General features: G+C 64.0%; 22 protein-coding genes. 9 read left to right on the top strand and 13 right to left on the bottom strand.

Annotated features, from left to right (window positions below):
* Positions 1 to 22: 22 nt before the first annotated feature.
* The 6 genes from pdhA to eno form a co-directional block, all read right to left on the bottom strand.
* Positions 23 to 1,045, bottom strand: coding sequence for a pyruvate dehydrogenase (acetyl-transferring) E1 component subunit alpha (pdhA, locus tag IVB13_RS02130; protein ID WP_247487507.1), 1,023 nt, complete (start codon positions 1,043 to 1,045; stop codon positions 23 to 25).
* Positions 1,046 to 1,356: 311 nt separating this feature from the next.
* Positions 1,357 to 1,674, bottom strand: coding sequence for a septum formation initiator family protein (locus IVB13_RS02135; RefSeq protein ID WP_007590617.1), 318 nt, complete (start codon positions 1,672 to 1,674; stop codon positions 1,357 to 1,359).
* A 209-nt stretch (positions 1,675 to 1,883) separates the two neighbouring features.
* Positions 1,884 to 2,435, bottom strand: a complete 552-nt coding sequence (locus IVB13_RS02140) for an NADPH-dependent FMN reductase (RefSeq protein ID WP_085353225.1) — start codon at positions 2,433 to 2,435, stop codon at positions 1,884 to 1,886.
* Positions 2,436 to 2,610: 175 nt separating this feature from the next.
* Positions 2,611 to 3,609, bottom strand: a complete 999-nt coding sequence (locus IVB13_RS02145) for an MBL fold metallo-hydrolase (protein ID WP_247487509.1) — start codon at positions 3,607 to 3,609, stop codon at positions 2,611 to 2,613.
* 116 nt (positions 3,610 to 3,725) lie between these two features.
* On the bottom strand, positions 3,726 to 4,859 hold the full coding sequence (locus IVB13_RS02150) for a zinc-binding dehydrogenase (protein WP_247296600.1): 1,134 nt from the start codon (positions 4,857 to 4,859) through the stop codon (positions 3,726 to 3,728).
* Positions 4,860 to 4,893: 34 nt separating this feature from the next.
* Positions 4,894 to 6,177 carry a phosphopyruvate hydratase gene (gene eno / locus IVB13_RS02155; RefSeq protein ID WP_018458064.1) on the bottom strand — a complete coding sequence of 428 codons (1,284 nt, stop codon included), beginning with the start codon at positions 6,175 to 6,177 and terminating at the stop codon, positions 4,894 to 4,896.
* Positions 6,178 to 6,351: 174 nt separating this feature from the next.
* Here eno and IVB13_RS02160 point away from each other — a divergent pair, with 174 nt between their 5' ends.
* Positions 6,352 to 7,359: a lyase gene (locus IVB13_RS02160; protein ID WP_247487512.1), complete on the top strand. Its 1,008-nt coding sequence runs from the start codon at positions 6,352 to 6,354 to the stop codon at positions 7,357 to 7,359.
* Positions 7,360 to 7,410: 51 nt separating this feature from the next.
* Positions 7,411 to 7,863 carry a preQ(1) synthase gene (gene queF, locus IVB13_RS02165; RefSeq protein WP_018458066.1) on the top strand — a complete coding sequence of 151 codons (453 nt, stop codon included), beginning with the start codon at positions 7,411 to 7,413 and terminating at the stop codon, positions 7,861 to 7,863.
* A gap of 22 nt (positions 7,864 to 7,885) precedes the next feature.
* Here queF and IVB13_RS02170 read toward each other — a convergent pair whose 3' ends face one another.
* Positions 7,886 to 8,509: a dihydrofolate reductase family protein gene (locus tag IVB13_RS02170; RefSeq protein ID WP_085395044.1), complete on the bottom strand. Its 624-nt coding sequence runs from the start codon at positions 8,507 to 8,509 to the stop codon at positions 7,886 to 7,888.
* Between the two features lie 431 nt (positions 8,510 to 8,940).
* Here IVB13_RS02170 and IVB13_RS02175 point away from each other — a divergent pair, with 431 nt between their 5' ends.
* Complete coding sequence (locus tag IVB13_RS02175) at positions 8,941 to 9,324, top strand: helix-turn-helix domain-containing protein (protein WP_247487514.1); 384 nt, start codon at positions 8,941 to 8,943, stop codon at positions 9,322 to 9,324.
* A 62-nt stretch (positions 9,325 to 9,386) separates the two neighbouring features.
* Here IVB13_RS02175 and IVB13_RS02180 read toward each other — a convergent pair whose 3' ends face one another.
* The 3 genes from IVB13_RS02180 to IVB13_RS02190 all read right to left on the bottom strand — a co-directional run bounded on the left by IVB13_RS02180 (position 9,387) and on the right by IVB13_RS02190 (position 11,910).
* Positions 9,387 to 10,595, bottom strand: coding sequence for an MFS transporter (locus tag IVB13_RS02180; protein ID WP_085353232.1), 1,209 nt, complete (start codon positions 10,593 to 10,595; stop codon positions 9,387 to 9,389).
* Positions 10,595 to 11,458 (bottom strand): 3-deoxy-8-phosphooctulonate synthase, encoded by an 864-nt coding sequence (kdsA, locus tag IVB13_RS02185; RefSeq protein ID WP_018458071.1) that lies wholly within the window; start codon positions 11,456 to 11,458, stop codon positions 10,595 to 10,597. Before kdsA ends, IVB13_RS02180 begins: the two co-directional genes overlap by 1 nt.
* 125 nt (positions 11,459 to 11,583) lie before the next feature.
* A complete protein-coding gene (locus tag IVB13_RS02190) occupies positions 11,584 to 11,910 on the bottom strand; it encodes an NIPSNAP family protein (RefSeq protein WP_247336773.1) in 327 nt (108 codons plus the stop codon).
* Positions 11,911 to 12,105: 195 nt separating this feature from the next.
* Between IVB13_RS02190 and IVB13_RS02195 the strand changes: the two genes are divergently transcribed.
* The 3 genes from IVB13_RS02195 (at position 12,106) to IVB13_RS02205 (ending at position 14,919) form a co-directional block, all read left to right on the top strand.
* On the top strand, positions 12,106 to 12,780 hold the full coding sequence (locus IVB13_RS02195; RefSeq protein ID WP_247487516.1) for a response regulator transcription factor: 675 nt from the start codon (positions 12,106 to 12,108) through the stop codon (positions 12,778 to 12,780).
* A complete protein-coding gene (locus tag IVB13_RS02200) occupies positions 12,777 to 14,153 on the top strand; it encodes a HAMP domain-containing sensor histidine kinase (protein WP_247487518.1) in 1,377 nt (458 codons plus the stop codon). The genes IVB13_RS02195 and IVB13_RS02200 overlap by 4 nt, the downstream gene beginning before the upstream one ends.
* 103 nt (positions 14,154 to 14,256) lie before the next feature.
* Positions 14,257 to 14,919, top strand: coding sequence for an rRNA adenine N-6-methyltransferase family protein (locus IVB13_RS02205; protein ID WP_247487520.1), 663 nt, complete (start codon positions 14,257 to 14,259; stop codon positions 14,917 to 14,919).
* Positions 14,920 to 14,923: 4 nt separating this feature from the next.
* On the opposite strand, the gene IVB13_RS02210 is transcribed toward IVB13_RS02205, so the two are convergent.
* The 3 genes from IVB13_RS02210 to tpiA all read right to left on the bottom strand — a co-directional run bounded on the left by IVB13_RS02210 (position 14,924) and on the right by tpiA (position 18,024).
* Positions 14,924 to 16,555 (bottom strand): CTP synthase, encoded by a 1,632-nt coding sequence (locus IVB13_RS02210; RefSeq protein ID WP_007590604.1) that lies wholly within the window; start codon positions 16,553 to 16,555, stop codon positions 14,924 to 14,926.
* A gap of 166 nt (positions 16,556 to 16,721) precedes the next feature.
* Positions 16,722 to 17,108 (bottom strand): preprotein translocase subunit SecG, encoded by a 387-nt coding sequence (secG, locus tag IVB13_RS02215; protein ID WP_007590603.1) that lies wholly within the window; start codon positions 17,106 to 17,108, stop codon positions 16,722 to 16,724.
* Positions 17,109 to 17,265: 157 nt separating this feature from the next.
* Positions 17,266 to 18,024, bottom strand: coding sequence for a triose-phosphate isomerase (gene tpiA / locus IVB13_RS02220; RefSeq protein WP_247487522.1), 759 nt, complete (start codon positions 18,022 to 18,024; stop codon positions 17,266 to 17,268).
* 223 nt (positions 18,025 to 18,247) lie between these two features.
* Here tpiA and IVB13_RS02225 point away from each other — a divergent pair, with 223 nt between their 5' ends.
* The 3 genes from IVB13_RS02225 to trpC are packed head-to-tail and all read left to right on the top strand — an operon-like array spanning position 18,248 to position 22,003.
* Positions 18,248 to 20,146, top strand: a complete 1,899-nt coding sequence (locus tag IVB13_RS02225) for a peptidylprolyl isomerase (RefSeq protein WP_247487523.1) — start codon at positions 18,248 to 18,250, stop codon at positions 20,144 to 20,146.
* Between the two features lie 14 nt (positions 20,147 to 20,160).
* Complete coding sequence (gene trpD, locus IVB13_RS02230; RefSeq protein WP_085362122.1) at positions 20,161 to 21,174, top strand: anthranilate phosphoribosyltransferase; 1,014 nt, start codon at positions 20,161 to 20,163, stop codon at positions 21,172 to 21,174.
* A 7-nt stretch (positions 21,175 to 21,181) separates the two neighbouring features.
* Positions 21,182 to 22,003 carry an indole-3-glycerol phosphate synthase TrpC gene (gene trpC, locus IVB13_RS02235; RefSeq protein ID WP_018458078.1) on the top strand — a complete coding sequence of 274 codons (822 nt, stop codon included), beginning with the start codon at positions 21,182 to 21,184 and terminating at the stop codon, positions 22,001 to 22,003.

The raw sequence follows: 22,003 nt of genomic DNA on the forward strand, positions 1-22,003 counted from the left end.
CCAAAAGAAAGCTTGCGCGCGTTCAGCGGTAAATATCGGTCCAGAGCTCGGCGGCATCCGGCTCGGGATCATGCTGGGCGAAATCGGCGGACGCGTTGACGATGTCGCGCACCTCGGCGTCGATCGCCTTCAGATCCTGCTCGCTGACCTTGGCGGCCAACAGGCGGTTGCGCACCTGCTCGATCGGATCCTGGTCGTGGCGGACTTTTTCGACCTCCTCGCGCGTTCTGTACTTTGCGGGATCGGACATCGAGTGGCCGCGATAACGGTAGGTCTGCATCTCCAGGATGAAGGGTCCCTTGCCGGCGCGGCACCAGGCCGCCGCCTCGTCGCCGGCGGCCTTCACGGCGCGGACGTCCATGCCGTCGACCTGCTGGCCGGGAATGTTGAAGGAGGCGCCGCGCTTGGAGAAATCCTGCTGCGCCGAGGCGCGCGAGACCGAAGTGCCCATGGCGTAGCGGTTGTTCTCGATGACGTAGATCACCGGCAGCTTCCAGAGCTCCGCCATGTTGAAGCTCTCATAGACCTGACCCTGGTTGGCCGCGCCGTCGCCGAAATAGGTGACGCTGACATTGTCGTTTGCGCGATAGTGATTGGCGAAAGCGAGCCCGGTGCCGAGCGAGACCTGTGCGCCGACGATGCCGTGGCCGCCGTAAAAGTGCTTCTCCTTGCTGAACATATGCATGGAGCCGCCCTTGCCCTTGGAATAGCCGCCGCGACGGCCGGTGAGCTCGGCCATGACGCCTTTGGCCTCCATGCCGGTGGCGAGCATATGGCCGTGATCGCGATAGCCGGTGATGACCTGATCGCCCGGCTTCAGGGCCATCTGCATCCCGACCACCACGGCCTCCTGGCCGATATAAAGGTGGCAGAAGCCGCCGATCGCGCCCATGCCGTAGAGCTGGCCGGCCTTTTCCTCGAACCGCCGGATCAGGAGCATGTCGCGGAGCGCCTTGAGCTCCTGCTCTCTGGTGAATTCCGGGGGCGAACCGCCGTCGGTCTTGTCCTGTGCAGTACTTGCGGCGGCTTTCTTGGGTGCGGCCATGGGAATTCCGGGTCAGAGAAAACTTCAGCCCTGTCTAACCCAAGTCAAACGCCCTTGGAAAGCACCGCGGCGGCATGGCACGCCTTTCATTATGCCGCACTGCAACGCGATCGTAATATTGCAAAATCTTTGACGCGGATCGGGCAACATTTAGCTCCCCGACTCCCGCATCGTGTGTGGAATACCGATCGCAGACCCGCTCACGTCAGCCGCAGGAAGCAACGGGCTGCTTGCATATCGCAATCGCGCTGGCTCGATGGAGTCAGCGGCAGACCGCAAACCCCGCAAATGGCGCTTGTGCCGCTCGCGTGTCAGTTCGCCGGGATCGTCCGGACGAGATCGCGCGGATTGACGTAGTCGAGCTGGAAGCGCGCCCGCTCGTCCAGCATGTCGGGGTCGATCTTCGCGGAGCGCAGCAGCGAAACGCGCTGCTCGCTCCTGGCGCGCTCGCGCTTGAGCTGCGCCAGTTCGCTGGTCAGCGCCACGATCTCCTGGTCGAGCTCCTGGCGGGCGTTGAGGCCGTATTTGCCGGTATAGGCGTTGACGCCGAAATAGCCGACGATGGCGGCCGCCATCGCATAGAGGGCAAGACCGGTCAGGATCGATTTCAGGCGCGCGCGGGAGACCATCCTGGGAAGATGGGACAGGTTGGTTAAGGGCGTGCTAATTGCCCGCCCGCTTGGCGTTCCAATGCCTGGCTCAGCCGTCATGCTCGGCCTTGTGCCGGGCATCCACGTTCTTCGTCAATTTGGCAAAGACGTGGATGGCCGGGACATCTAGCGCGAAGACGCGCTTCGCGCTTTTGCCCGGCCATGACGGAGACCCGGGGTTCGCGGCCTCAGCCGTGATGCTTCGCGACGTGCACCGCAAACGCGTCGATATAGGCCTGGAGCACCGGCTTCAAGGACTCCTTGGTCAGGTTGCCGTCGGCATCGAACGCGTCGCCCACCCCGTTCAGATAGGCCTCCGGCTGCTGCATGATCGGGCCGGAAATGCCCGGCAGGATGTTCTGGAGCGTCTTGGCGGCACTGACGCCGCCGAGCGGGCCCGGCGAGTTCGCGATGATGCCGACCGGCTTGTCGTTGAACGAGCTCTTGCCATAGGGCCGCGAGGCGACGTCGATGGCGTTCTTCAGCACCCCCGGGATCGCGCGATTGTATTCCGGCGTGACGAAGATGACGCCGTCCGATTTCTGGATTTTTTCGCGGAAAGACAGCCAATCCGCCGGCGGCGCTCCCTCGAGGTCCTGGTTGAAGAACGAGATGCCGGCCGGCGTGATGACCTCGAGCTTGAGCGAGGCCGGCGCGAGCTTGGCGAGCGCATTGGCGATCTTGAGCGAAAAGCTGTCCTTACGCAGGCTGCCGGCGATCGTGACGATATTGTAGGCCATAGAGTGTCCTCGAAATCTTCAGCGGGAGTGCCGGGTCGGCACTTAAGCGATCTCGACCGATAGATGCAAGTGCATGGACTGGTCGGATTTGGAAACGCTGGGTTTCTGAACGGTTGCCCAAACAATCAGGCCGCCAAGTGGCGGCCCGATCCCTGGTACAAATCTGCAAATCGGCTCAGATGGTCGGATTCCACGCCGACGGGATCAGACGATATTTGGCGCCGTCCTTCTCGACATGGCCAACCGAGGGGAAGGTGAAGTGGAAGCCGATCACGGTCGCCTTCTCGGCGGCCGCCATGTCGTAGAATTTGTGGCGGGTTTCCTGCGCCAGCGCTGCATCGGTGTCGAACACCACATGCCAGTTCGGATTGCGCAGGAAGAACTCCGGGATGTTGGTGACGTCGGACTGGATCAGCACCTTGGAATCGCCTGAGGCGACCGCGAACGAGGTGTGCCCCGGGGTGTGACCGGGCGTCGCGATCGAGGTGATGCCCGGTGCGACCTCCTTGCCCCACTCGTACTTCGTCACCTTGGATTCGAGGCCGGCAAAGGTCTTCTTCACGTTGGCGAAGTAGTTCTTCATCATCGCGTTGGACTCGGCCTTGGCGGCGTTGTCCTCGCTGGTCCAGAACTCCCAGTCCTTGCCTGGCACCATGATCTCCGCATTGAGGAAGGCAAGCGCGCCGTCGGCGAGACGAATGCCGTTGGTGTGGTCGGGATGCAGATGCGAGAGCAGCACGACGTCGATGCTCTTGGGGTCGACGCCGGCGGCCTGGAGGTTCTGCAGCGTGCGGCCGACCGCGCCCTTGCTGGGCTCGAGATTGGCGACACCGTTGCCGGTATCGATCAGCACGAGCTTGGAGCCGGTGTTGATGAGCTGCGGGTTGAATGGCACCGTGACCATGCCCTTCGGCATGTAGGCCGCCTCGCCAGCGGCCAGCACTTCCTCCTTCGGCGCGTTGACGACGAACTTGTCCGGCATCGGGAAAGTGCGCGCACCGTCATTGATGGAGGTGCACTCGTAGCTGCCGACCTTGTAGCGGTAGAAGCCCGGCGCCTGCGTGCCGGCTTGCGGTACTGAGGCATTGGCGGCGGTCGGCCCAAAGCCGGTCACGGCAGCCGCACCGAAGGTGGCGGCGCCTGCAAGCAAATGGCGGCGATTAAGATCGGTCATGAGGTCCCCTTCTGAGCGCCCCGCGGTTTTCCCGCGTGCAAATGGCGGCGGAATAATCCCCGGCTTCGCTCAGAAGGCAAGACCTTCTTTCGGTGACGTGCCGTCGCACGTCCCGATTATTTGTTCGGGTTGATGAGGAATTTTTCGCCAGTGGCGCGTTTGGCGTACACCGCGATGTTGGCGGGATCGAGCGCCTCGGAAAGCGACACCACCTTGGTGTAGTGGCTGGCAAACGTGGTCTTCAGTTCGTCGACGACGCGCTGGCGCAGCCTGGCCCCGTCCGCCTGCCCGATCTTCATCAGGAACGGAAACAGCAGCCAGCCGCCGACGCCCCAGGCCATGCCGAAGCCGCGCGGCAGCTCAATCGGGCGGACATCGAGCGCGCCATAGACATAGACCTGCTTGTGCACGTTGGAGCCGTAGCGGCTGTACTCCTTCGCGGTCTTGTTGATCGCGACTTCCATGCAGTTGAGGATGTCTCCGGCGAGCTTCCCGCCGCCGATGGCGTCGAAGGCGATGGTGGCGCCGGTCTCGACCAGCGCATTGGTGAGATCGCCGAGGAAGCTCGGTGCGCTGGAATCGACGACATATTTGGCGCCGATCTTGTGCAGGATGTCGGCCTGCTCCTTGCTGCGCACGATGTTGACCAGCGGGATGCCGTCCTTGATGCAGATCTTGTTCAGCATCTGCCCGAGATTGGAGGCGGCCGCAGTGTGCACCAGCGCCTTGTGACCCTCGCGTCGCATGGTCTCGGTCATGCCGAGCGCGGTGAGCGGATTGACGAAGCAGGAGGCACCTTCGGCCGGCGTGGTGCCTTCCGGCAGCGGCAGGCACTCGCGCACTTTCAACGTGCGATACTGCGTGTACATCGCGCCGCCGATCATGGCGACGGTCTTGCCCATCAGCGCCTTCGCGGCATCCGAGGAGCCGGTCCTGATCACGACTCCCGCGCCTTCGTTACCGACCGGCATGGATTCGTCGAGCCGGCCTGCCATCGCCCGCATCGCGCCTTCCGGCACTTTCGCGGTGATGACGGGAGCTTCTTTGGTGCCCGAAGCCTTTGCCGTGCTCATGTCGGCCGCGCCGATCAAGAGCCCGAGGTCGGACGGGTTGATCGGCGCGGCCTCGACGCGGACGACAACCTCGTCCGCGGCGGGTTCGGGGGTCGGCACGTCGAGCAGCGAGATTTCGAGCTCACCGCTCTTCTTGATCAGCGAACGCAGTTGCAGGCCGTTCTTGCCGTCGCTCATGTCGATCCTCCCCTGTTCTTGTCCGACCGCTGGCTTATGCCAGCGCCTTCAGTGCCGCCTTGCCGCCGTAGAGCGCCTGCTTGCCGAGCTGCTGCTCGATGCGCAGGAGCTGGTTGTATTTGGCGGTGCGATCGGAGCGCGCAAGGGAGCCGGTCTTGATCTGACCGCAATTGGTGGCGACCGCGAGGTCGGCGATGGTAGAATCCTCGGTCTCGCCGGAGCGGTGCGACATCACCGAGGTGTAGCCGGCCTTGTGCGCCATCTCGACGGCGGCGAGCGTCTCGGTCAGCGTGCCGATCTGGTTGACCTTGATCAGGATCGAATTGGCCCGTCCGGCCTTGATGCCTTCGGCGAGGCGCTTGACGTTGGTGACGAAGAGATCGTCACCGACGAGCTGGCACTTCTTGCCGACGAGGTCGGTCAGCTCCTTCCAGCCGTCCATGTCGTCTTCCGACATGCCGTCCTCGATGGTCACGATCGGATAGCGCGAGACGAGATCAGCAAGGTACTTGGCCTGCTCGGAGATCGAGCGGGTCTTGCCCTCGCCCTCGTAGACGTATTTGCCGTCCTTGAAGAACTCGGTCGAGGCGCAGTCGAGGCCAATGACGATGTCGGAGCCCGCCTTGTAGCCGGCCTTGCCGATCGCGTTCATGACGAATTCGAGCGCGGCGTCCGCCGACGGCAGGTTCGGGGCAAAGCCGCCCTCATCGCCGACATTGGTGTTGTGGCCGGCCTTCTTCAATTCGGACTTCAGGGTGTGGAAGACCTCCGCGCCATAGCGCAAGCCCTCGGCAAAGGAGGACGCGCCAACCGGTAGGATCATGAACTCCTGGAAGTCGATCGGATTGTCGGCGTGCATGCCGCCATTGATGATGTTCATCATCGGCACCGGCAGCAGCCGCGCCGAGGTGCCGCCAACGTAACGATAGAGCGGCATGTCGAGCGAGTTCGCGGCCGCCTTGGCGCAGGCGAGCGACACGCCGAGGATGGCGTTGGCGCCCAGCCGGCTCTTGTTCGGCGTACCGTCGAGGTCGATCATGATCTGGTCGAGCTGGGCCTGCTGCTCGACATCGAGGCCGCTCAGGGCCTCGAAGATTTCGCCGTTGACGGCGCCGACCGCCTTGGTGACGCCCTTGCCGAGATAGCGAGTCTTGTCACCGTCGCGTAGTTCCACCGCCTCATGGGCGCCGGTGGAGGCGCCGGACGGCACGGCAGCACGGCCAAGCGCGCCATCTTCCAGCACGACGTCGACCTCGACGGTGGGATTGCCACGGCTATCGAGAATTTCGCGGCCGATGATGTCGATGATGGCGGTCATGATGTGCACTTCCGTTCGTTAGAGCTGATCGGTGCCGCGGGTCTTACACGGACCGCAAGCAAATGTGAACGCTTGGAGGGTGGGCTTCGACTGACGCGTGAAGCGGCTCGGACTAAGGTTGACCGCATCTGGTCTGCGCGCAAAACCTCAATCTGAAACAGTCGGGGTAACGCCATGAATCGCCGCCAGTTTCTTGCCTCGAGCATCGCCCTCCTCGCGACCCGCCCGAGTTTTGCGCAGGAAGGCCCGTTCCGGACAAAATACTACCCCATTAGCTCCGGCATCGGTCTGCACGACCTCGCTAGCTCCGGCATCGGTCTGCACGACCTCGCTCCCGCTCCCGATGGCACGGTCTGGTTTACGGCCCAGGGCAAGGGCCTGCTCGGCAGGCTCGATCCGAAGGATGGCAGCCACAAGACGGTCAGCCTCGGCCAGGGCGCCGCCCCGCACGGCGTGACCATCGGCCCCGACGGCGCGCCCTGGATCACCGAGGGCGGCCAGAATGCGATCGCCCGCGTCGATCCTTCCGACCTCAAGGTCACCCTGTTCCGCCTGCCCGAGAAGTTCGCCTACGCCAATCTCAACACCGGCGTGTTCGACAAGGACGGCACCTATTGGTTCACCGGCCAGTCCGGCTATTACGGCCGCCTCAAGCCGAACGCGGGCGGGATGGACGTGTTCAGGGCGCCCAAGGGCGTCGGCCCCTACGGAATCACCGTCACGCCCAAGGGCGACGTCTGGTATGCCTCGCTTGCCGGCAGCTATATTGCCAGGATCGATCCGGCGACGGGCAGCGCCAGTGTGGTCGAGCCGCCGACGCCGAGCCAGGGTTCGCGACGGGTCTGGTCGGATTCGAAAAGCCGGATCTGGGTCAGCGAGTGGAACAGTGGCCACGTCTCGGTGCACGATCCCGCGGAAGCCTCCTGGAAGACCTGGAAGCTGCCCGGCGAGCGTCCCCGCACCTACGCGGTCTATGTCGATGACAAGGACAAAGTCTGGCTGACCGATTTCTCCGCCAACGCCATCGTCCGCTTCGATCCCGCCACCGAGCGTTTCAACGTGTTCGCCAGCGACAAGGCTAACGCCAATGTGCGCCAGCTCGACGGGAGGCCGGGCGAGCTCTGGGGCTGCGAATCCGGCAACGACCGGATCGTCATGATCCAGACGGTCGCCGCCGGTTGACGACAGCGGCATTTGCGTCCATCCCGGCACGCGGAACAGGATGTGACGACAATGGCGAAGAAATCCCTTCAGCTGGGCCGCGCGGTCGAATGGCCGCACACACCGGAAGAAGCGCAGCTCGACCGCGTGCCGAACCCGCAAAAGGGCACGGACTATCTGGTACGCTTCACCGTGCCGGAATTCACCTCGCTCTGCCCGGTCACGGGACAACCGGATTTCGCACATCTGATGATCGACTACGCCCCCGGCCAATGGTTACTGGAGTCGAAGTCGCTCAAGCTCTACATCGCGAGCTTCCGCAATCACGGCGCCTTCCACGAGGACTGCACCGTGATGATCGGCAAGCGCATCGCGAGCGAGATCAAGCCGAAGTTCCTACGCATCGGGGGCTATTGGTATCCGCGCGGCGGCATTCCAATCGACGTGTTCTGGCAGACGGGCCGCGCGCCGAAGGGATTGTGGGTGCCCGAGCAGGGCGTCGCGCCCTATCGCGGCCGGGGCTGAGCTTGAAGAGACCGTTTCTGACTCACCGCGTTCGGTCTCGACCGCGAAGATTTGCTCGCTCGGGGGACGAGGTATAGCGGCTAACAACCATGCCGCTCGAATAAGCCTTGGCCTCGAGTAATTTTAGCTTCCTGAACCCCGACGCCGCGAAGATCCTGACGCCGTCACCCAATACCGCCGGGTTGACGTAGAATTGAAACTCGTCAACGAGACCTTGTTCGATCAGCGCCGCGGCAAACCCCGCGCCACCGAACACGCCAATGTCGCGCCCTCGTTGGCTCTTTAAGGCGCCGACCACCTCGTGCAAATCTCCGCTGACAAGCGTGGTTCGTTCCCACGCCGGCTCCGTTGGCTTATTCGTCGGAACCATTTTGCTCATTTCTGTGATACGCTTAGCGAACGCGTAGAATGGCTCAGTTGGGTAGCGGTTCGCTGCGTTCTCCCAATGCCGTAGATACCCTTCATTCAGCATCTTCCGACTGAGAAGAATCGTGTCGATGCGCTCGAAGTGAGCATTGAAATCGCGCTTCAGTTCATCATCCCAAAAGTTGTTGTCACCCCAACCCCATAGCTGCCAATTTACCGTTCCGTAGGAGCCGACAAAGCCATCGGCTGACACCTGCATCTGGAGGATAAGTTTTCGCATCGGTCTATTCTCTCGAATCATGCAAGGATCGAAGCTGCGAACGATTCAGCAGCCCATTGTTTGAAGGTCGTTCGAGCTGTGTTTTCTGAAGCTGGCGTGTCGAGTGCCCATCGCTCTTGGCGATTGAAGCTCGCTGGGGTTTCGATCAACGCTTCCGTGAAGCTGGCTGATATCCCGTTTGCGATCATGCTGCTGCGGGCGTCATCGAGCGGGACAGATCGATAAGTCACGTCTTTGCGCAGTTTCCTGCCCAGGAGCTCTGTCACCTTCTGAAATATTTAAAAGCCGCCGCTTGCAACCTGATGGATATCTGCGGGCATTTTCCACCACTCCTCCAGCATTGAGACTTTGTGATTGGTTTACATTTGGAAGCATTTGACGCCAGCCTCGAATGATGTCAATAGTAAATCGATTTACAAAGGGAACTACGGATGTCGGGAAGACAGCGATCAGGTTGCCCAATCAGTCTGTCGCTGGAGTTGCTCGGCGATCGCTGGACGCTGCTGATTGTGCGTGACATCGTTTTCGCGGGGAAACAGCACTTCCGGGAATTTCTGCAGTCCGATGAATCGATATCATCGCGGACGCTTGCGGAGCGGCTTCAAACGCTGCAAGAAGGCGGCGTCCTTACCCGTCATGACGACCCCACGCATAAACTGAAGGCGATTTATCGCCTTACGGAGGCGGGCATTGATCTGCTGCCTGTCCTCGCCGAGCTTGGCTTATGGGGCAGCAAATATCGTAATGCTGATCCGGATCTTGGTGCGATTGCCGAGAGACTATCGGCGGGGGCCCCAAGATGCTTTCCCAGATGAAGCAAAAACTGAGGACAGGAGGTTCTAAATGACGATACGCCGCGTCAGGCGCTAGACATCTTTTAGGCGACTGCATCCGATGGCGCCCGCTGTTTCAACAGCCGCGCACAGGCGAAGCCCAGCGCGACCATGATCGCGGCGCTCGCGAACAGGGTCGGCATCTTGCCGCCATGCTGGAGGCCAAGTCCATAGGCGAGCGGCCCCACCGTCTGCCCCATGAAGAAGAAGAACGAATGCAGCGACAACGCGGTTGCGCGCGCCTCGACCGAGAGTTCGCTGGCAAACATCTGAAGGCAGCCATGGGCGATGTAGAAGCCCCATCCCATCACGATGAGATTGAACGCCTGCACTTCCCAGCGCAGGCCGAAGCCGACGGCAACGAGCTGCGAAGCCACCAGCGTCATGCCCGCGATCATCATTCCCTTCATGCCCAGCCATGGCAGCAGGCGCGACACCGTCAGCGTGTAGAACAAGCCGCCGACCGCAAAGCCCGCGATGACGATGCCCGCGATCGAGAGCGACGTCTGACCGAGCTCGAACAGGAACGAAGCGATGTAGGGAAACAGGCCGAGCACGCAGCAGCCTTCGATGAACACCGCCGCATAACAGACATAGGCGTTCGGGTTGGTGAAGATGGTGCGATAGCCCGCCTTCAGCGCCGACAGGCTCGTCTTCGGCGGATGCTTGACCTTGGCGCCACGAAAACCGGCGGCGACCGCGATCGAGGCAACGATCACCAGCGCGCCGAGCACCGCCAGCACGCCGCGCCAGCCGAGGAAATCGCCGATCAAGCCGGAGGCCGAGGCGCCGAGGAGATTGCCCGTCATCGCGCCGGCGAGCGTGCGGCTGATCGCGACCTGGCGCTTCTCCGGACCGACGAGATCGCTGGTCAGGCTGAGCGCCACCGGAAACACGCCGCCGGAGCCGATACCGGCGAGGATACGGGTCGCGAACAGAACCGAGAATGAGCTCGAGAGCGCCCCCAGGATGTTGGCAAGGCCGAGCAGCGCGAGGCAGCCGATCATCAGCCGCGTCTTGCCGAACAGATCGGCGGCGGCGCCGACGATCGGCTGGATGATCGAGAAGGTGAAGGCGAACACCGCGGCAAAACCGGCAGCGGTCGCGATGCTGACGCCAAAGTCCTCCGCGACGTGCGGCAGCACCGGATCGAGCGCGCGCGCGGAGAGCGCCGCGGCGAAGCTTGCACCGGAGATGACGTAAAGCGCGGCCGGCAGGCCGTGATCGTGCGCCCGCGCCTCGCCTTGCTGCATCAGCGCGGGTCGGCTTTGGTCGAATCCTTGGCGAGCGCGTCGAACGCCATCAGCCTTCGGATCAGCCCTTCGAACTCGCGCAGCGGCACCATGTTGGGTCCGTCGGACGGCGCGCTGTCAGGATCGGGATGGGTCTCGATGAAGATACCGGCAACACCGACGGCGACGGCTGCGCGTGCGAGCACCGGCACGAATTCGCGCTCGCCTCCGGAAGACGTCCCCTTCCCGCCCGGCTGTTGCACCGAATGAGTCGCGTCGAAGATCACGGGGGCGCCGGTGGTGCGCGCCAGGATCGGCAGCGCGCGCATGTCGGAGACCAGGGTGTTGTAGCCGAAGGACGCGCCGCGTTCGGTGACGAGCACGTTGGGATTGTTCGCGCTCGTGATCTTGGACACGACGTTGGCCATGTCCCAGGGCGCAAGAAACTGACCCTTCTTGACGTTGACGACCTTGCCGGTTGCGGCCGCCGCCAGCAGCAGATCGGTCTGGCGACATAGGAAGGCGGGAATCTGCAACACGTCCACCGCCTGCGCCACCTCGGCACACTGCCCGGCGTCATGCACGTCGGTCAGGACCGGCAGGCCGAGCGACGATCGGATTTCGGCGAAGATCGGCAGCGATTGTGCAAGTCCGAGGCCACGCGCGGCCGACGCGCTGGTGCGATTGGCCTTGTCGAATGAGGTCTTGTAGACGAGGCCGATCTGCAGTCGCGCGGCGATCTCCTTCAGCGCGGAGGCCACCTCCAGCGCATGCTGGCGGCTTTCGAGCTGACACGGCCCGGCAATGATCGAGATCGGCAGATCATTGCCGAATTTGACCTTGCCAATGGTGACGACCGGCGCCGCTGACGTCGAAGAGCTCAAGGCAAATCCCTCGTTTCGGCGCGACCATAGCCGCGATGAAGGGCGGATCAACCCCGTTCGGCCTGGGCTCCCAGAATATCAGGGTTGCGCCCAGGCTCCCCGCGACGCCCTCGCGCCGGCCGTCTCTACTTCACCGACGAGAAGGCGGTCGGCGCCAGGATCTGGCTGACGATGTTGCCGACGATCTGGCCGTCCGCCTCGCTCTCGGCGCGCCCTTTCATCCAGTCCGGATCGGTCATGAAGGCGGCCCACTTCTTCTCGCGCTCGGCGAGCGACTCCCAGGCCAGGAAATAGGTCAGCTCCTGGTTGGATTCACCGATCAGGGTCGTGAAGAACCCGGCCTGCTTGATGCCGTGCTTTTCCCACACCTTCAGCGTGACGGTCTCGAACCGCTTGAGCAGTGCCGGCAGGCGGCCGGGCACGCAGCGATAGATGCGCATTTCGTAGATCATTCGTATTCCTCCCTGATCAGGTCCGGCGGTTATAACGGCCGGCCCCGACGGTGTCTTGAGGCCCGCTCGGCCGCCCCGGTAGCGTTCCGTGCATGGCTAGAGCCGCTCAAGCCGCTTCATCGAGAGCCGGTTTCCGCAATGCTGCCGCAATGATACGGCCGCTAGAATGGCGCGATTGAGGTTGAGGTGGGGATCATGCGGATTTTGCTCGTCGAGGACGAGGCCGAAATGGCCGACGCGCTGGCGTCGGCGCTGAAGCGCTACGACATGGTCGTGGACCACGCCCCCACGCTTGCCGAGGCGGAAGAGGCCATTTCTGCCGACGTCCACGCCGCCGTCCTGCTCGATCGCCAGCTTCCCGATGGCGACGGTCTCACCCTGATCCCGAAACTCAGGGCGCGCGCCGACGGCGTGCCGATCATCGTGTTGACGGCGCGCGGCGAACTCGCCGACCGGGTCGCCGGGCTCGACTGCGGGGCGGATGATTATCTGTCAAAGCCGTTCGCAGTGGAGGAATTGCTGGCGCGGCTGCGCGCCGTGCTGCGCCGGCCCGCCGGGCTGCATCCCGACATCATGCACGCCGGCCGCCTCGCCTTCGATTTCGGCCATCGCGAGGCAAGCATCGACGGGGCTCCGCTCGAGCTGCCGCGACGCGAGCTCCTCGTGCTGGAAGCCCTGGTCCGTCGCATGGGCCGGACCGTGCTGCGCTCCGCGCTGGAAGAAGCCGTCTACAGTTTCGACGACGAGATCCAGTCGAATGCGCTCGATACGCACGTGTCGCGCCTGCGCCGCAAACTCTCGGAAGCCGATGCGCGCGTGGAGATCCACGGCATCCGCGGCGTCGGCTATCTCTTGAAGAAGCTGCTATGAGCAAGCACCACGAACCCTATTGCCTGCGCTCGCGGCTGAGCTGGCGCCTGCTGTCGCTCCAGGCGGTGCTGCTCACGGCGCTCGTTGCCGTCGTCGTCGGGGCATTGAGCGCGTCGGGATTCGTGATCGCCGGGCGCGACGAAGATCGCGTGATCGATATCGTCCAGCGCGCGCTCGGACGCGACGCGCAAGGCGACCTGGTCCTGCGGCCGACGACCGAGCTGAAACAATTGCGCAGCGAGACCCCCGATCTCTGGTTCCTGGTCCGCGACAGGCAGGGACATTCGCTAAGCGAAGGCGCCGTGCCGGCCGAATTCGCCGCCATCGGCAGCGGCCTCGACCAGATCAGCCAGGCCCGGCTCGGGTGGCAGCTGTTCGAGGACGATCCGCGCAAGCCCCCGGCGCGGCTGAAGCGGGTCGATACCGACGCCGGCAATGTGCAAATCATCACGGCGACGCAAGGCAAGCTCACGGGCGCCAAGGCGTTGATCATGACATCGCTTGCACTGCTCGGCATCGCCCTGCCTGGCCTGCTCCTCATGGGAACGGCGACGTTCATCGCCACGCCGATGATCGTGCGGCGCGCCTTCGAGGCGCTCGATGCGACGGCGGACCAGGCGCGGCACATCGACATCCATCAACGCGGCGCGCGGCTGTCGCTGGACCGGATTCCGCTGGAAGTCGTGCCGCTCGTGACCGCGGTCAACGACGCGCTGGCGCGGCTAGACCAGGGCTATGCCCGCCACAAGCGCTTCGTCGCCGATGCCGCACACGAGTTGCGCACACCGATCGCGATCCTGAACACGCGGCTGGAGTCGCTTCCAGCGGGGCCGGACAAGACCCGGTTGCTGGAGGATTCCGCGCGGCTGGCAACGCTTGCCGAGCAGCTGCTGGACATTCAAAGGCTCGACCGCTGCGGCCATCCCTTCACGCGCGTTGACCTCGTCGCAATCGCGCAAAGCGCGGCCGCAGATCTTGCGCCGCTGGCCATTGCCGCCGGCTACGAGTTGGCGCTCGACGCCCCCTCCACGCCGGTCGAAACGATCGGCGATGCGGCGGCGCTGGAGCGCGCGCTGACCAACCTTGTGCAGAATGCGATCGAGCACGGCCCGCGCCGCGGCACTATAGGCATTCGTGTCAGCAGGCCCGCGAGCATCGAGGTCACGGACGAAGGCGCCGGCATTCCGGCCGATCAGCGCGAACAGATATTCGAACCGTTCTACCGGCTGACACCGCTGGATCGCGGTGCCGGCCTCGGTCTCAACATGGTGCGCGAGATCGTGCTCCTGCATGGCGGCCACATCTCGGTCGCGGACACAGCGATCGGCGGCGCGTGCTTCAGGATGTCACTGCCGCCCGTCCGGGAGAATTGACGCAATCGACAGGCGGTACGCAATGCTGTCGCAATGCACTCAAGCGATTGTTCGGCCGCCTCACCTCTGACCTGCGAGGCGCAACCAAGATGCCGGAGTGCGCATGCCCAACGATTTCCTCTCGTTCTTCCTGTCATGGATGTCAGCCCCGCGCCGCGTCGGCGCGATCGCGCCGTCAGGCGCGGCGCTGGCCGATCTCATCACCCGCGAGATCACCGCATCGACCGGCCCTGTTCTCGAGCTCGGCCCCGGCACCGGCGCGTTCACCTACAAGCTGCTCAAACGCGGCGTGCGCCAGCAGGACCTCACGCTGATCGAATACGGCTCCGACTTCATGAAGGTGCTCCAGATGCGTTTTCCGAACGCGCGCGTCTTGTGGATGGATGCAGGGCGGCTCGCAACGGAGCGCCTCTATGACGGCGCGCCCGTCGGCGCGGTCGTGAGCGGCCTGCCGCTGCTCAACATGTCGACGCGCAAGGTGGTCTCGATCGTCGGTGGCGCGTTCAGTCATGTCCGCCCCGGCGGCGCCTTCTACCAGTTCACCTACGGCATGAGTTGTCCGATCCCGCGGCCCGTGCTCGACCGGCTGGGCTTGCGCGCAAAGCTGGTGGATCGTGCCCTGCTGAACGTGCCGCCGGCCGCCGTCTACAAGCTGACGCGACGGCCGCAGATGAAGCTCGTCACGGGATCGCTTGCGCCTTATACGTCAATGCCGGCCGCGCCGGAGCCGATGCATCTTGCAGGTGACTGCACCGCCACGCGCTGAGCGATTACACCAGGCGGCTCTGAACCATTGCCGCGCGAATGAACGACGCGAACAGCGGATGCGGCTCGAACGGTCGCGACTTCAGTTCCGGATGGAACTGGACGCCGATGAACCAGGGGTGATCCTCGTACTCGACGATCTCCGGCAGCACGCCGTCGGGCGACAGGCCCGAGAATTTCAGCCCGTGCTGCTCGAGGCGATCCTTATAGGCGGTGTTGACCTCGTAGCGATGGCGGTGGCGCTCGGAAATCTCGGTCGCGCCGCCATAGACTTCCGAAACGCGGCTGCCGCGATTGAGCGCCGCGGGATAGGCGCCCAAGCGCATCGTGCCGCCGAGATCGCCGGCGTTGGTGCGCTTCTCGAGCTCGTTGCCGCGCAGCCATTCCGTCATCAGGCCGACCAAGGGCTCCTTGGTCGGGCCGAACTCGGTGGAGTTGGCCTCCTCGATCCCGACGAGATTCCGAGCTGCCTCGATCACCGCCATCTGCATGCCGAAGCAGATGCCGAAATACGGCACGTCGCGCTCGCGCGCGAACTGCGCCGCGCGGATCTTGCCTTCGGCGCCGCGCTGGCCGAAGCCGCCGGGCACCAGAATGCCGTTGACGTGCTCGAGGAACGGCGCGGGATCTTCCTTCTCGAAGATCTCGCTTTCGATCCAGTCGAGATTGACCTTCACCTTGTTGGCGATGCCGCCATGGGAGAGCGCCTCGATCAGCGACTTATACGCATCCTTCATGCCGGTATACTTACCGACGATGGCGATGGTGACGTTGCCCTCGGGATTGCGGATGCGCTCGTTGATCTGCTGCCAGCTCCGCAGCTCCGGCGGAATTCGCGAGCCGATGCCGAAGGCGGCAAGCACTTCGTCGTCGAGGCCTGCCGCATGGTAAGCCTGAGGGACAGCGTAGATGCTGTCGGCGTCGCGCGCCTCGATGACGGCGCTCTCGCGCACGTTACAGAACAGCCCGAGCTTGCGCCGTTCCTCCTTCGGGATCTCGCGATCGGTACGGCAGAGCAGGATGTCCGGCTGGATGCCGATCGAGCGCAGCTCCTTGACGGAGTGCTGCGTCGGCTTTGTCTTCAGCTCACCGGCGCTCGGGATGTAAGGCAGCAGCGTCAAATGAATGTAGATGGCGTGATCGCGCGGCAACTCGTTCTTGAGCTGGCGGATCGCCTCGAAGAACGGCAGGCCCTCGATGTCGCCGACGGTGCCACCGATCTCGACCAGCACGAAGTCGTAATCGTCGTTGCCGTCGAGGACGAAATCCTTGATGGCGTTGGTGACATGCGGAACCACCTGGATGGTCGCGCCGAGATAATCGCCGCGCCGCTCCTTGGAGATGATGTCCTGATAAATGCGCCCGGTCGTGATGTTGTCGGCCTTGGTCGCCGGCCGCCCGGTGAAGCGCTCATAGTGACCGAGATCGAGGTCGGTCTCCGCGCCGTCATCGGTCACGAACACTTCGCCGTGCTGATACGGCGACATCGTTCCGGGATCGAGATTGAGATAGGGGTCAAGCTTGCGGAGGCGGACCTTGTAGCCCCGAGCTTGCAACAGGGCACCGAGTGCCGCTGAAGCCAGACCCTTGCCGAGCGAAGAAACCACGCCGCCGGTGATGAATATGTACCGCGCCATGGGGCTTAACCTCTAATCCCTCGAATTCGATTCGCCAAAGCGATTCGTATTCCGCCCCAAACATTTTGCGGGGCTGTGGGTGAGCCAGAACTGAAAGTGGTGACAGAGCCTTGATAGGGATTGTTGATCCAGGACGGTAGAAGCCGCCCTGCATGGCCCCCCTGTTTTATTGCGAACGCGGTACCTGCGGGCCGCTCGGTGCCGGAGCCTGCTGCTGCTCGTCGGCCTTCTTCAGCGAATCCAGGATGCCACCCGAGGTCGGCGGCGCGATCGGTCCGCCACCGGCCGGCTGTGTCTGCGACGCCGGCGCACCGATGATCGACGACGGCTTGCGGTCGTAGCCGGCATACCAGGACAGGAACAGGCTGGTGAGGAAGAAGCCGACGGCCAGAATCGCGGTGGTCCGCGTCAGAAGGTTCGCCGTGCCGCGGCTCGACATGAAGCCTGCGCCGCCTCCCATGCCGAGGCCCCCGCCTTCCGACTTCTGGAGCAGGACGGCGCCGATCATAACGGTGACGATCATGAGGTGAATGACGATGACAACGGTCTGCATAGTGTCCTTCCGTCACAAGCCGACAGCGCCGAGACGGCGGCCAATCGTGCTTCGCGGGGTTTTCCTGAAGTTGCGCGGTGTTACACGATCGGACGGGGCATTGCCACCCCCGATCAGCCCCGGACCAGTGGTTTGAACCAGCCAGGGACGGCCCTGCCTAATTAGGGCAGCCCTGCGCAATCGCAAGGAAATCGGTCGCCTTCAGACTGGCCCCGCCGACCAGCGCGCCATTGACGTTCTTCACGGCCATCAGCTCGGCCGCGTTCGAGGGCTTGACCGAGCCGCCATAGAGAATGCGCATCCCGGCGCCGTCGGCCTTGAACCTGGAGGTCAGGAATTCCCGGATAAAGCCATGAATCTGCTCGACATCCCGAGACGTCGGGGTCAGGCCGGTGCCGATCGCCCAGACCGGCTCATAGGCCACGACCAGATTGGCGGAGGTCGAGCCATCCGGCAGCGAGCCGGTGAGCTGGCCGCGCAGGATATCCAGGGTCTGGCCCGCATCGCGCTGGCCCTGCGTCTCTCCGATACAGACGATCGCCGTCACCCCGGCGCGCCAGGCGGCCTCAGCCTTCTGCCGGATCAGGGCATCGCCCTCGCCATGGCCGGCGCGGCGCTCGGAATGGCCGACGATGACGGCGGTCGCACCCGAATCCGCTAGCATTTCGGCGGCGATGTCGCCGGTATGGGCGCCCGAGGCTTTGGGGTGGCAATCCTGGGCCCCCACCGCGACCTTCTTGCCGCGTGCCTTCTCGGCAAAGGCAGCGATCAGGGTCGCCGGCGGGCAAACCAGCAGCTCGGCTTTGCCGGCCACCTCTGCCGCGCCATTGAGCATGGCGTCGAATTCGGCAGTCGAGGCCTTGAGGCCGTTCATTTTCCAGTTGCCGGCGATCAGGGGGCGGATGGCATCGGTCATGTCAAATTCCAGCAAAATTTGGTTTGTTCATGCGCTAGCAGAGGTCCCGTGGCAGTTCCAGAGACCAGGGGCTTTTAACCGCAGGGATCGAAAGCCCGCTAGACCCGAGGTTGCGGGGGGAAAGCCACCACTTTATGATGATTGATCAATTTGGTGACGCGCTTTTGCGGAATCTGCATTAAGACGCGCTCCCGTTCCCCTCCTGCCAAACAAGTTGGACCAAATGCTTCGAGGAATGCGCAAGGCCTCATCAAACTGGCTCGGCAAGACCATTATGGCCATTGTGATGGGCGTGCTGATCATCAGTTTCGGCGTTTGGGGCATTGCCGACATCTTCAAGGGTTTTGGGCAATCCACCGTGGCCAAGGTCGGCGGCACCGAGATTTCGTTGAACGAGTTCCGCCAGATTTACACTGATCGCCTCCAGCAGATCAGCCGCCAGTTCGGCCGGCCGCTGTCGCCTGAGCAGGCGCGCGCCTTCGGCCTCGACCGTCAGGTGCTCCAGCAGACGATCGCGGAAGCCGCCCTCGACGAAGAGGCGCGCCGGCTCGGGCTCGGCCAGTCCGACGACCAGATCCGCCAGCTCATCATGAACGACCCGAACTTCAAGGGCGTCGGCGGCAACTTCGATTCGAACCGCTTTCAGTCCGTGATCCGCAATTTCGGCTATACCGAGCAGCGCTACGTTTCGGAGCAGCGCAAGGTCTCACTGCGTCGGCAGATCACCGGCACGATCGGTGCCGGCCTCGAGCCGCCGAAGGCGATGCTCGACGTGCTGACGCGCTTCCAGAACGAGCAGCGCGCCATTGAATTCGTCAGGCTCGACGCAGCCCAGGCAGGCACCATCGACGCGCCATCGCCGGAGGCGCTCGCCGCCTATTTCGAGGATCACAAGGTCCAGTTCCGCGCGCCCGAATATCGCAAGATCGCGTTCGTCGTGGTCTCGCCGGAGGAGATCGGCAAGTGGAGCGAGGTGTCGGACGAGGACGCCAAGAAAGCATTCGACCAGCGCAAGGACCGGCTCGGCACGCCGGAGAAGCGCCAGATCCAGCAGATCGTATTCCCCAACGCCGCCGAGGCACAGGCCGCACGCGAGCGGCTCACCAGCGGGACGTCGTTCGAGGACCTCGGCAAGGAGCGCGGACTGAGCGCGTCTGACGTCGATCTCGGGCTCGTGACCAAATCCTCGCTCGATCCCGCCGTTGGAGACGCTGTCTTCGCGCTTCCCGCCGGTGAAATCAGCCAGCCGATCCAGGGCCGTCTCGGCACGTCGATCGTCAAGGTCGAAAAGATCGAGCCGGGCACTGAGGCGAACTACGCGAGCGTTGCCGCCGACATCAAGCGCGAGATCGCCACCGAGCGTGCGCGCGTCAAGGTCGCCGATCTCCGCGACAAGATGGAAGACGAGCGCGGCGGCGGTGCCAGCGTGATCGACGCGGCGCAGAAGCTCGGCCTCACCGCCTTGACCATCGACGCCGTCGACCGTTCCGGCCGAGCGCCGAGCGGCCAGCCGGTCTCCGGCATTCCGCAGGGCCTCGACGTGGTGTCGCAGGCCTTTAACACCGATGTCGGCGTCGACAATGACTCGATCTCGTTCAAGGGCGGCTATGTCTGGTACGACGTGCTTGCCATCACGCCCTCGCGCGACCGCAATCTCGACGAGGTTCGCGACCAGGTCGAGGTGCGCTGGCGCCAGGACCAGATCGCGACCAAGCTGAAGGCCAAGGCGACCGAGATGGTGCAGAAGCTCGAATCTGGCGGCAAGCTCGCCGACGAAGCAGCCGCGATCGGCGCCAAGGTCGAGACCGCCACCGGCTTCAAGCGGGACGACTCGCCCGCCAGCGTGCCCGCGGCCATCGTGTCGGCCGCCTTCCGCGTCGCCAAGGACGGCGTCGGGCAGACGGCAGTGACCGGCGGCACCGAGGTGATCGTGTTCCGCGTTACCGAGATCATCGATCCCACCGTCGATGCCGCTTCCGATGCGGTCAAGAAGCTGAAGGACAGTCTCGACCGCGCGCAGACCGAGGAGCAGGTCGCGTCCTACGTCAACAAGCTTGAAACCGACATCGGGACCACGATTAATCAGGCCGCCTTCGCGCAGGTGACCGGCGCGAACCAGTGAGTTGAAAGCACGCGATGGACGACCTGAAATCGATCATTGGAAAAGTGGCGACCGGCGCCAGCCTGTCGCGTGACGAAGCGGCTTCCGCCTTCGACGCCGTGATGTCCGGCGAGGCTACGCCCTCGCAAATGGGCGGCCTGCTGATGGCGTTGCGGGTACGCGGCGAGACCGTGGACGAGATCACCGGCGCGGTCTCGGCCATGCGCTCCAAGATGCTCACGGTCGATGCGCCCGCGGACGCCGTCGACATTGTCGGCACCGGCGGCGACGGCTCCGGCTCGGTCAATGTCTCGACCTGTGCCTCCTTCATCGTTTCGGGCGCCGGTCTGCCGGTGGCCAAGCACGGCAACCGCGCGCTATCGTCGCGTTCGGGCGCTGCCGACGTGCTGGCTTCGCTCGGGGTGAAGATCGATCTGAGGCCGGAGCAGGTCGGCCGCTGCATACGCGAATGCGGCATCGGCTTCATGTTCGCGCCCGCCCATCATCCCGCCATGAAGAACGTCGGCCCGACCCGGGTGGAGCTTGCGACACGCACGATCTTCAACCTGCTCGGTCCGTTGTCCAATCCGGCCGGTGTGAAGCGGCAGATGGTCGGCGTGTTCTCCCGGCAATGGGTGCAGCCGCTGGCGCAAGTGCTCAAGAACCTCGGCTCTGAATCCGCCTGGGTCGTGCACGGTTCAGACGGCCTCGACGAAATCACCCTCACCGGCCCGACCTTCGTCTCCGCGCTCCACAATGGCGAGATCCGGAATTTCGAGGTGACGCCGGAGGACGCGGGCCTGCCGCGCTGCGAGGCCGGTGCACTCAAAGGCGGCGACGCCGACGCCAACGCTATCGCCTTGCAGGGCGTGCTCGACGGCAAACCGAGCCCCTACCGTGACGTCGCGCTGATCAACGCCGCTGCCGCATTGGTCGTGGCGGGGCGTGCCGGGGATCTCAAGGAAGGTGTCGTGATCGGCGCAAAATCACTCGACAGCGGCGCGGCGCGCGCGCGGCTGAAACATTTGATCGCGGTCTCGAACGGCTGAGCCTGACATGTCGGACATCTTGACCAAGATCGAAGCCTACAAGCGCGAAGAAATCGCTGCGGCCAAGCGCGCGCAGCCGCTGTCGGCGGTAGAGGCGAAGGCCAAGGCGCAAGCAGCACCGCGCGGCTTCCTGCGCGCGATCAAGGCCAAGCACGCCAATGGCGACTACGCGCTGATCGCGGAGGTCAAGAAGGCGTCGCCGTCAAAGGGCCTGATCCGCGCCGATTTCGATCCGCCGCTGTTGGCCAGGGCCTATGAGGCCGGCGGCGCTGCCTGCCTGTCCGTGCTGACGGACACGCCCTCGTTCCAGGGCCATCTCGACTTCATGGTGGCGGCCCGCGCGGCAACGTCACTGCCGGTGCTGCGCAAGGATTTCATGTTCGACATCTATCAGGTGGCGGAGGCCCGCGCGCACGGCGCCGACTGCATCCTGATCATCATGGCGGCGCTCGATGATGCCGCGGCCAAGGAGCTCGAGGATGCCGCCATCGCCCACGGCATGGACGTGCTGATCGAGATCCACGACCGCGCCGAGCTTGACCGCGCGCTGAAGCTGCGTTCGCCGATGATCGGCGTCAACAATCGCAATTTGCGCACCTTCGAAACCACGCTTGCGACCAGCGAAACATTGGCGCCGCTGATCCCCGGCGACCGGCTGATGGTCGGCGAGAGCGGCATCTTCACGCCCGCCGATCTCGCCCGGCTCGAGCGCGTCGGCATGTCGACCTTCCTGGTCGGCGAGAGCCTGATGCGGCAAGCCGATGTTACCGCTGCGACGCGCACATTGCTGGCGCGCGAGACGACGGCGCGCGCGACGGGCACGCGCTGA

The organism is Bradyrhizobium sp. 17 (assembly GCF_023073515.1).
GTDB classification, from domain to species: Bacteria; Pseudomonadota; Alphaproteobacteria; order Rhizobiales; family Xanthobacteraceae; genus Bradyrhizobium; species Bradyrhizobium canariense_D.

What these genes read in the sequence shown, in the direction of transcription:
- pdhA (WP_247487507.1), bottom strand. Translation starts at nt 1,045, where the DNA reads ATGGCCGCACCCAAGAAAGCCGCCGCAAGTACTGCACAGGACAAGACC.
- IVB13_RS02135 (WP_007590617.1), bottom strand. Translation starts at nt 1,674, where the DNA reads ATGGTCTCCCGCGCGCGCCTGAAATCGATCCTGACCGGTCTTGCCCTC.
- IVB13_RS02140 (WP_085353225.1), bottom strand. Translation starts at nt 2,435, where the DNA reads ATGGCCTACAATATCGTCACGATCGCCGGCAGCCTGCGTAAGGACAGC.
- IVB13_RS02145 (WP_247487509.1), bottom strand. Translation starts at nt 3,609, where the DNA reads ATGACCGATCTTAATCGCCGCCATTTGCTTGCAGGCGCCGCCACCTTC.
- IVB13_RS02150 (WP_247296600.1), bottom strand. Translation starts at nt 4,859, where the DNA reads ATGAGCGACGGCAAGAACGGCCTGCAACTGCGTTCGCTGATCAAGAAG.
- eno (WP_018458064.1), bottom strand. Translation starts at nt 6,177, where the DNA reads ATGACCGCCATCATCGACATCATCGGCCGCGAAATTCTCGATAGCCGT.
- IVB13_RS02160 (WP_247487512.1), top strand. Translation starts at nt 6,352, where the DNA reads ATGAATCGCCGCCAGTTTCTTGCCTCGAGCATCGCCCTCCTCGCGACC.
- queF (WP_018458066.1), top strand. Translation starts at nt 7,411, where the DNA reads ATGGCGAAGAAATCCCTTCAGCTGGGCCGCGCGGTCGAATGGCCGCAC.
- IVB13_RS02170 (WP_085395044.1), bottom strand. Translation starts at nt 8,509, where the DNA reads ATGCGAAAACTTATCCTCCAGATGCAGGTGTCAGCCGATGGCTTTGTC.
- IVB13_RS02175 (WP_247487514.1), top strand. Translation starts at nt 8,941, where the DNA reads ATGTCGGGAAGACAGCGATCAGGTTGCCCAATCAGTCTGTCGCTGGAG.
- IVB13_RS02180 (WP_085353232.1), bottom strand. Translation starts at nt 10,595, where the DNA reads ATGCAGCAAGGCGAGGCGCGGGCGCACGATCACGGCCTGCCGGCCGCG.
- IVB13_RS02190 (WP_247336773.1), bottom strand. Translation starts at nt 11,910, where the DNA reads ATGATCTACGAAATGCGCATCTATCGCTGCGTGCCCGGCCGCCTGCCG.
- IVB13_RS02195 (WP_247487516.1), top strand. Translation starts at nt 12,106, where the DNA reads ATGCGGATTTTGCTCGTCGAGGACGAGGCCGAAATGGCCGACGCGCTG.
- IVB13_RS02200 (WP_247487518.1), top strand. Translation starts at nt 12,777, where the DNA reads ATGAGCAAGCACCACGAACCCTATTGCCTGCGCTCGCGGCTGAGCTGG.
- IVB13_RS02205 (WP_247487520.1), top strand. Translation starts at nt 14,257, where the DNA reads ATGCCCAACGATTTCCTCTCGTTCTTCCTGTCATGGATGTCAGCCCCG.
- IVB13_RS02210 (WP_007590604.1), bottom strand. Translation starts at nt 16,555, where the DNA reads ATGGCGCGGTACATATTCATCACCGGCGGCGTGGTTTCTTCGCTCGGC.
- secG (WP_007590603.1), bottom strand. Translation starts at nt 17,108, where the DNA reads ATGCAGACCGTTGTCATCGTCATTCACCTCATGATCGTCACCGTTATG.
- tpiA (WP_247487522.1), bottom strand. Translation starts at nt 18,024, where the DNA reads ATGACCGATGCCATCCGCCCCCTGATCGCCGGCAACTGGAAAATGAAC.
- IVB13_RS02225 (WP_247487523.1), top strand. Translation starts at nt 18,248, where the DNA reads ATGCTTCGAGGAATGCGCAAGGCCTCATCAAACTGGCTCGGCAAGACC.
- trpD (WP_085362122.1), top strand. Translation starts at nt 20,161, where the DNA reads ATGGACGACCTGAAATCGATCATTGGAAAAGTGGCGACCGGCGCCAGC.
- trpC (WP_018458078.1), top strand. Translation starts at nt 21,182, where the DNA reads ATGTCGGACATCTTGACCAAGATCGAAGCCTACAAGCGCGAAGAAATC.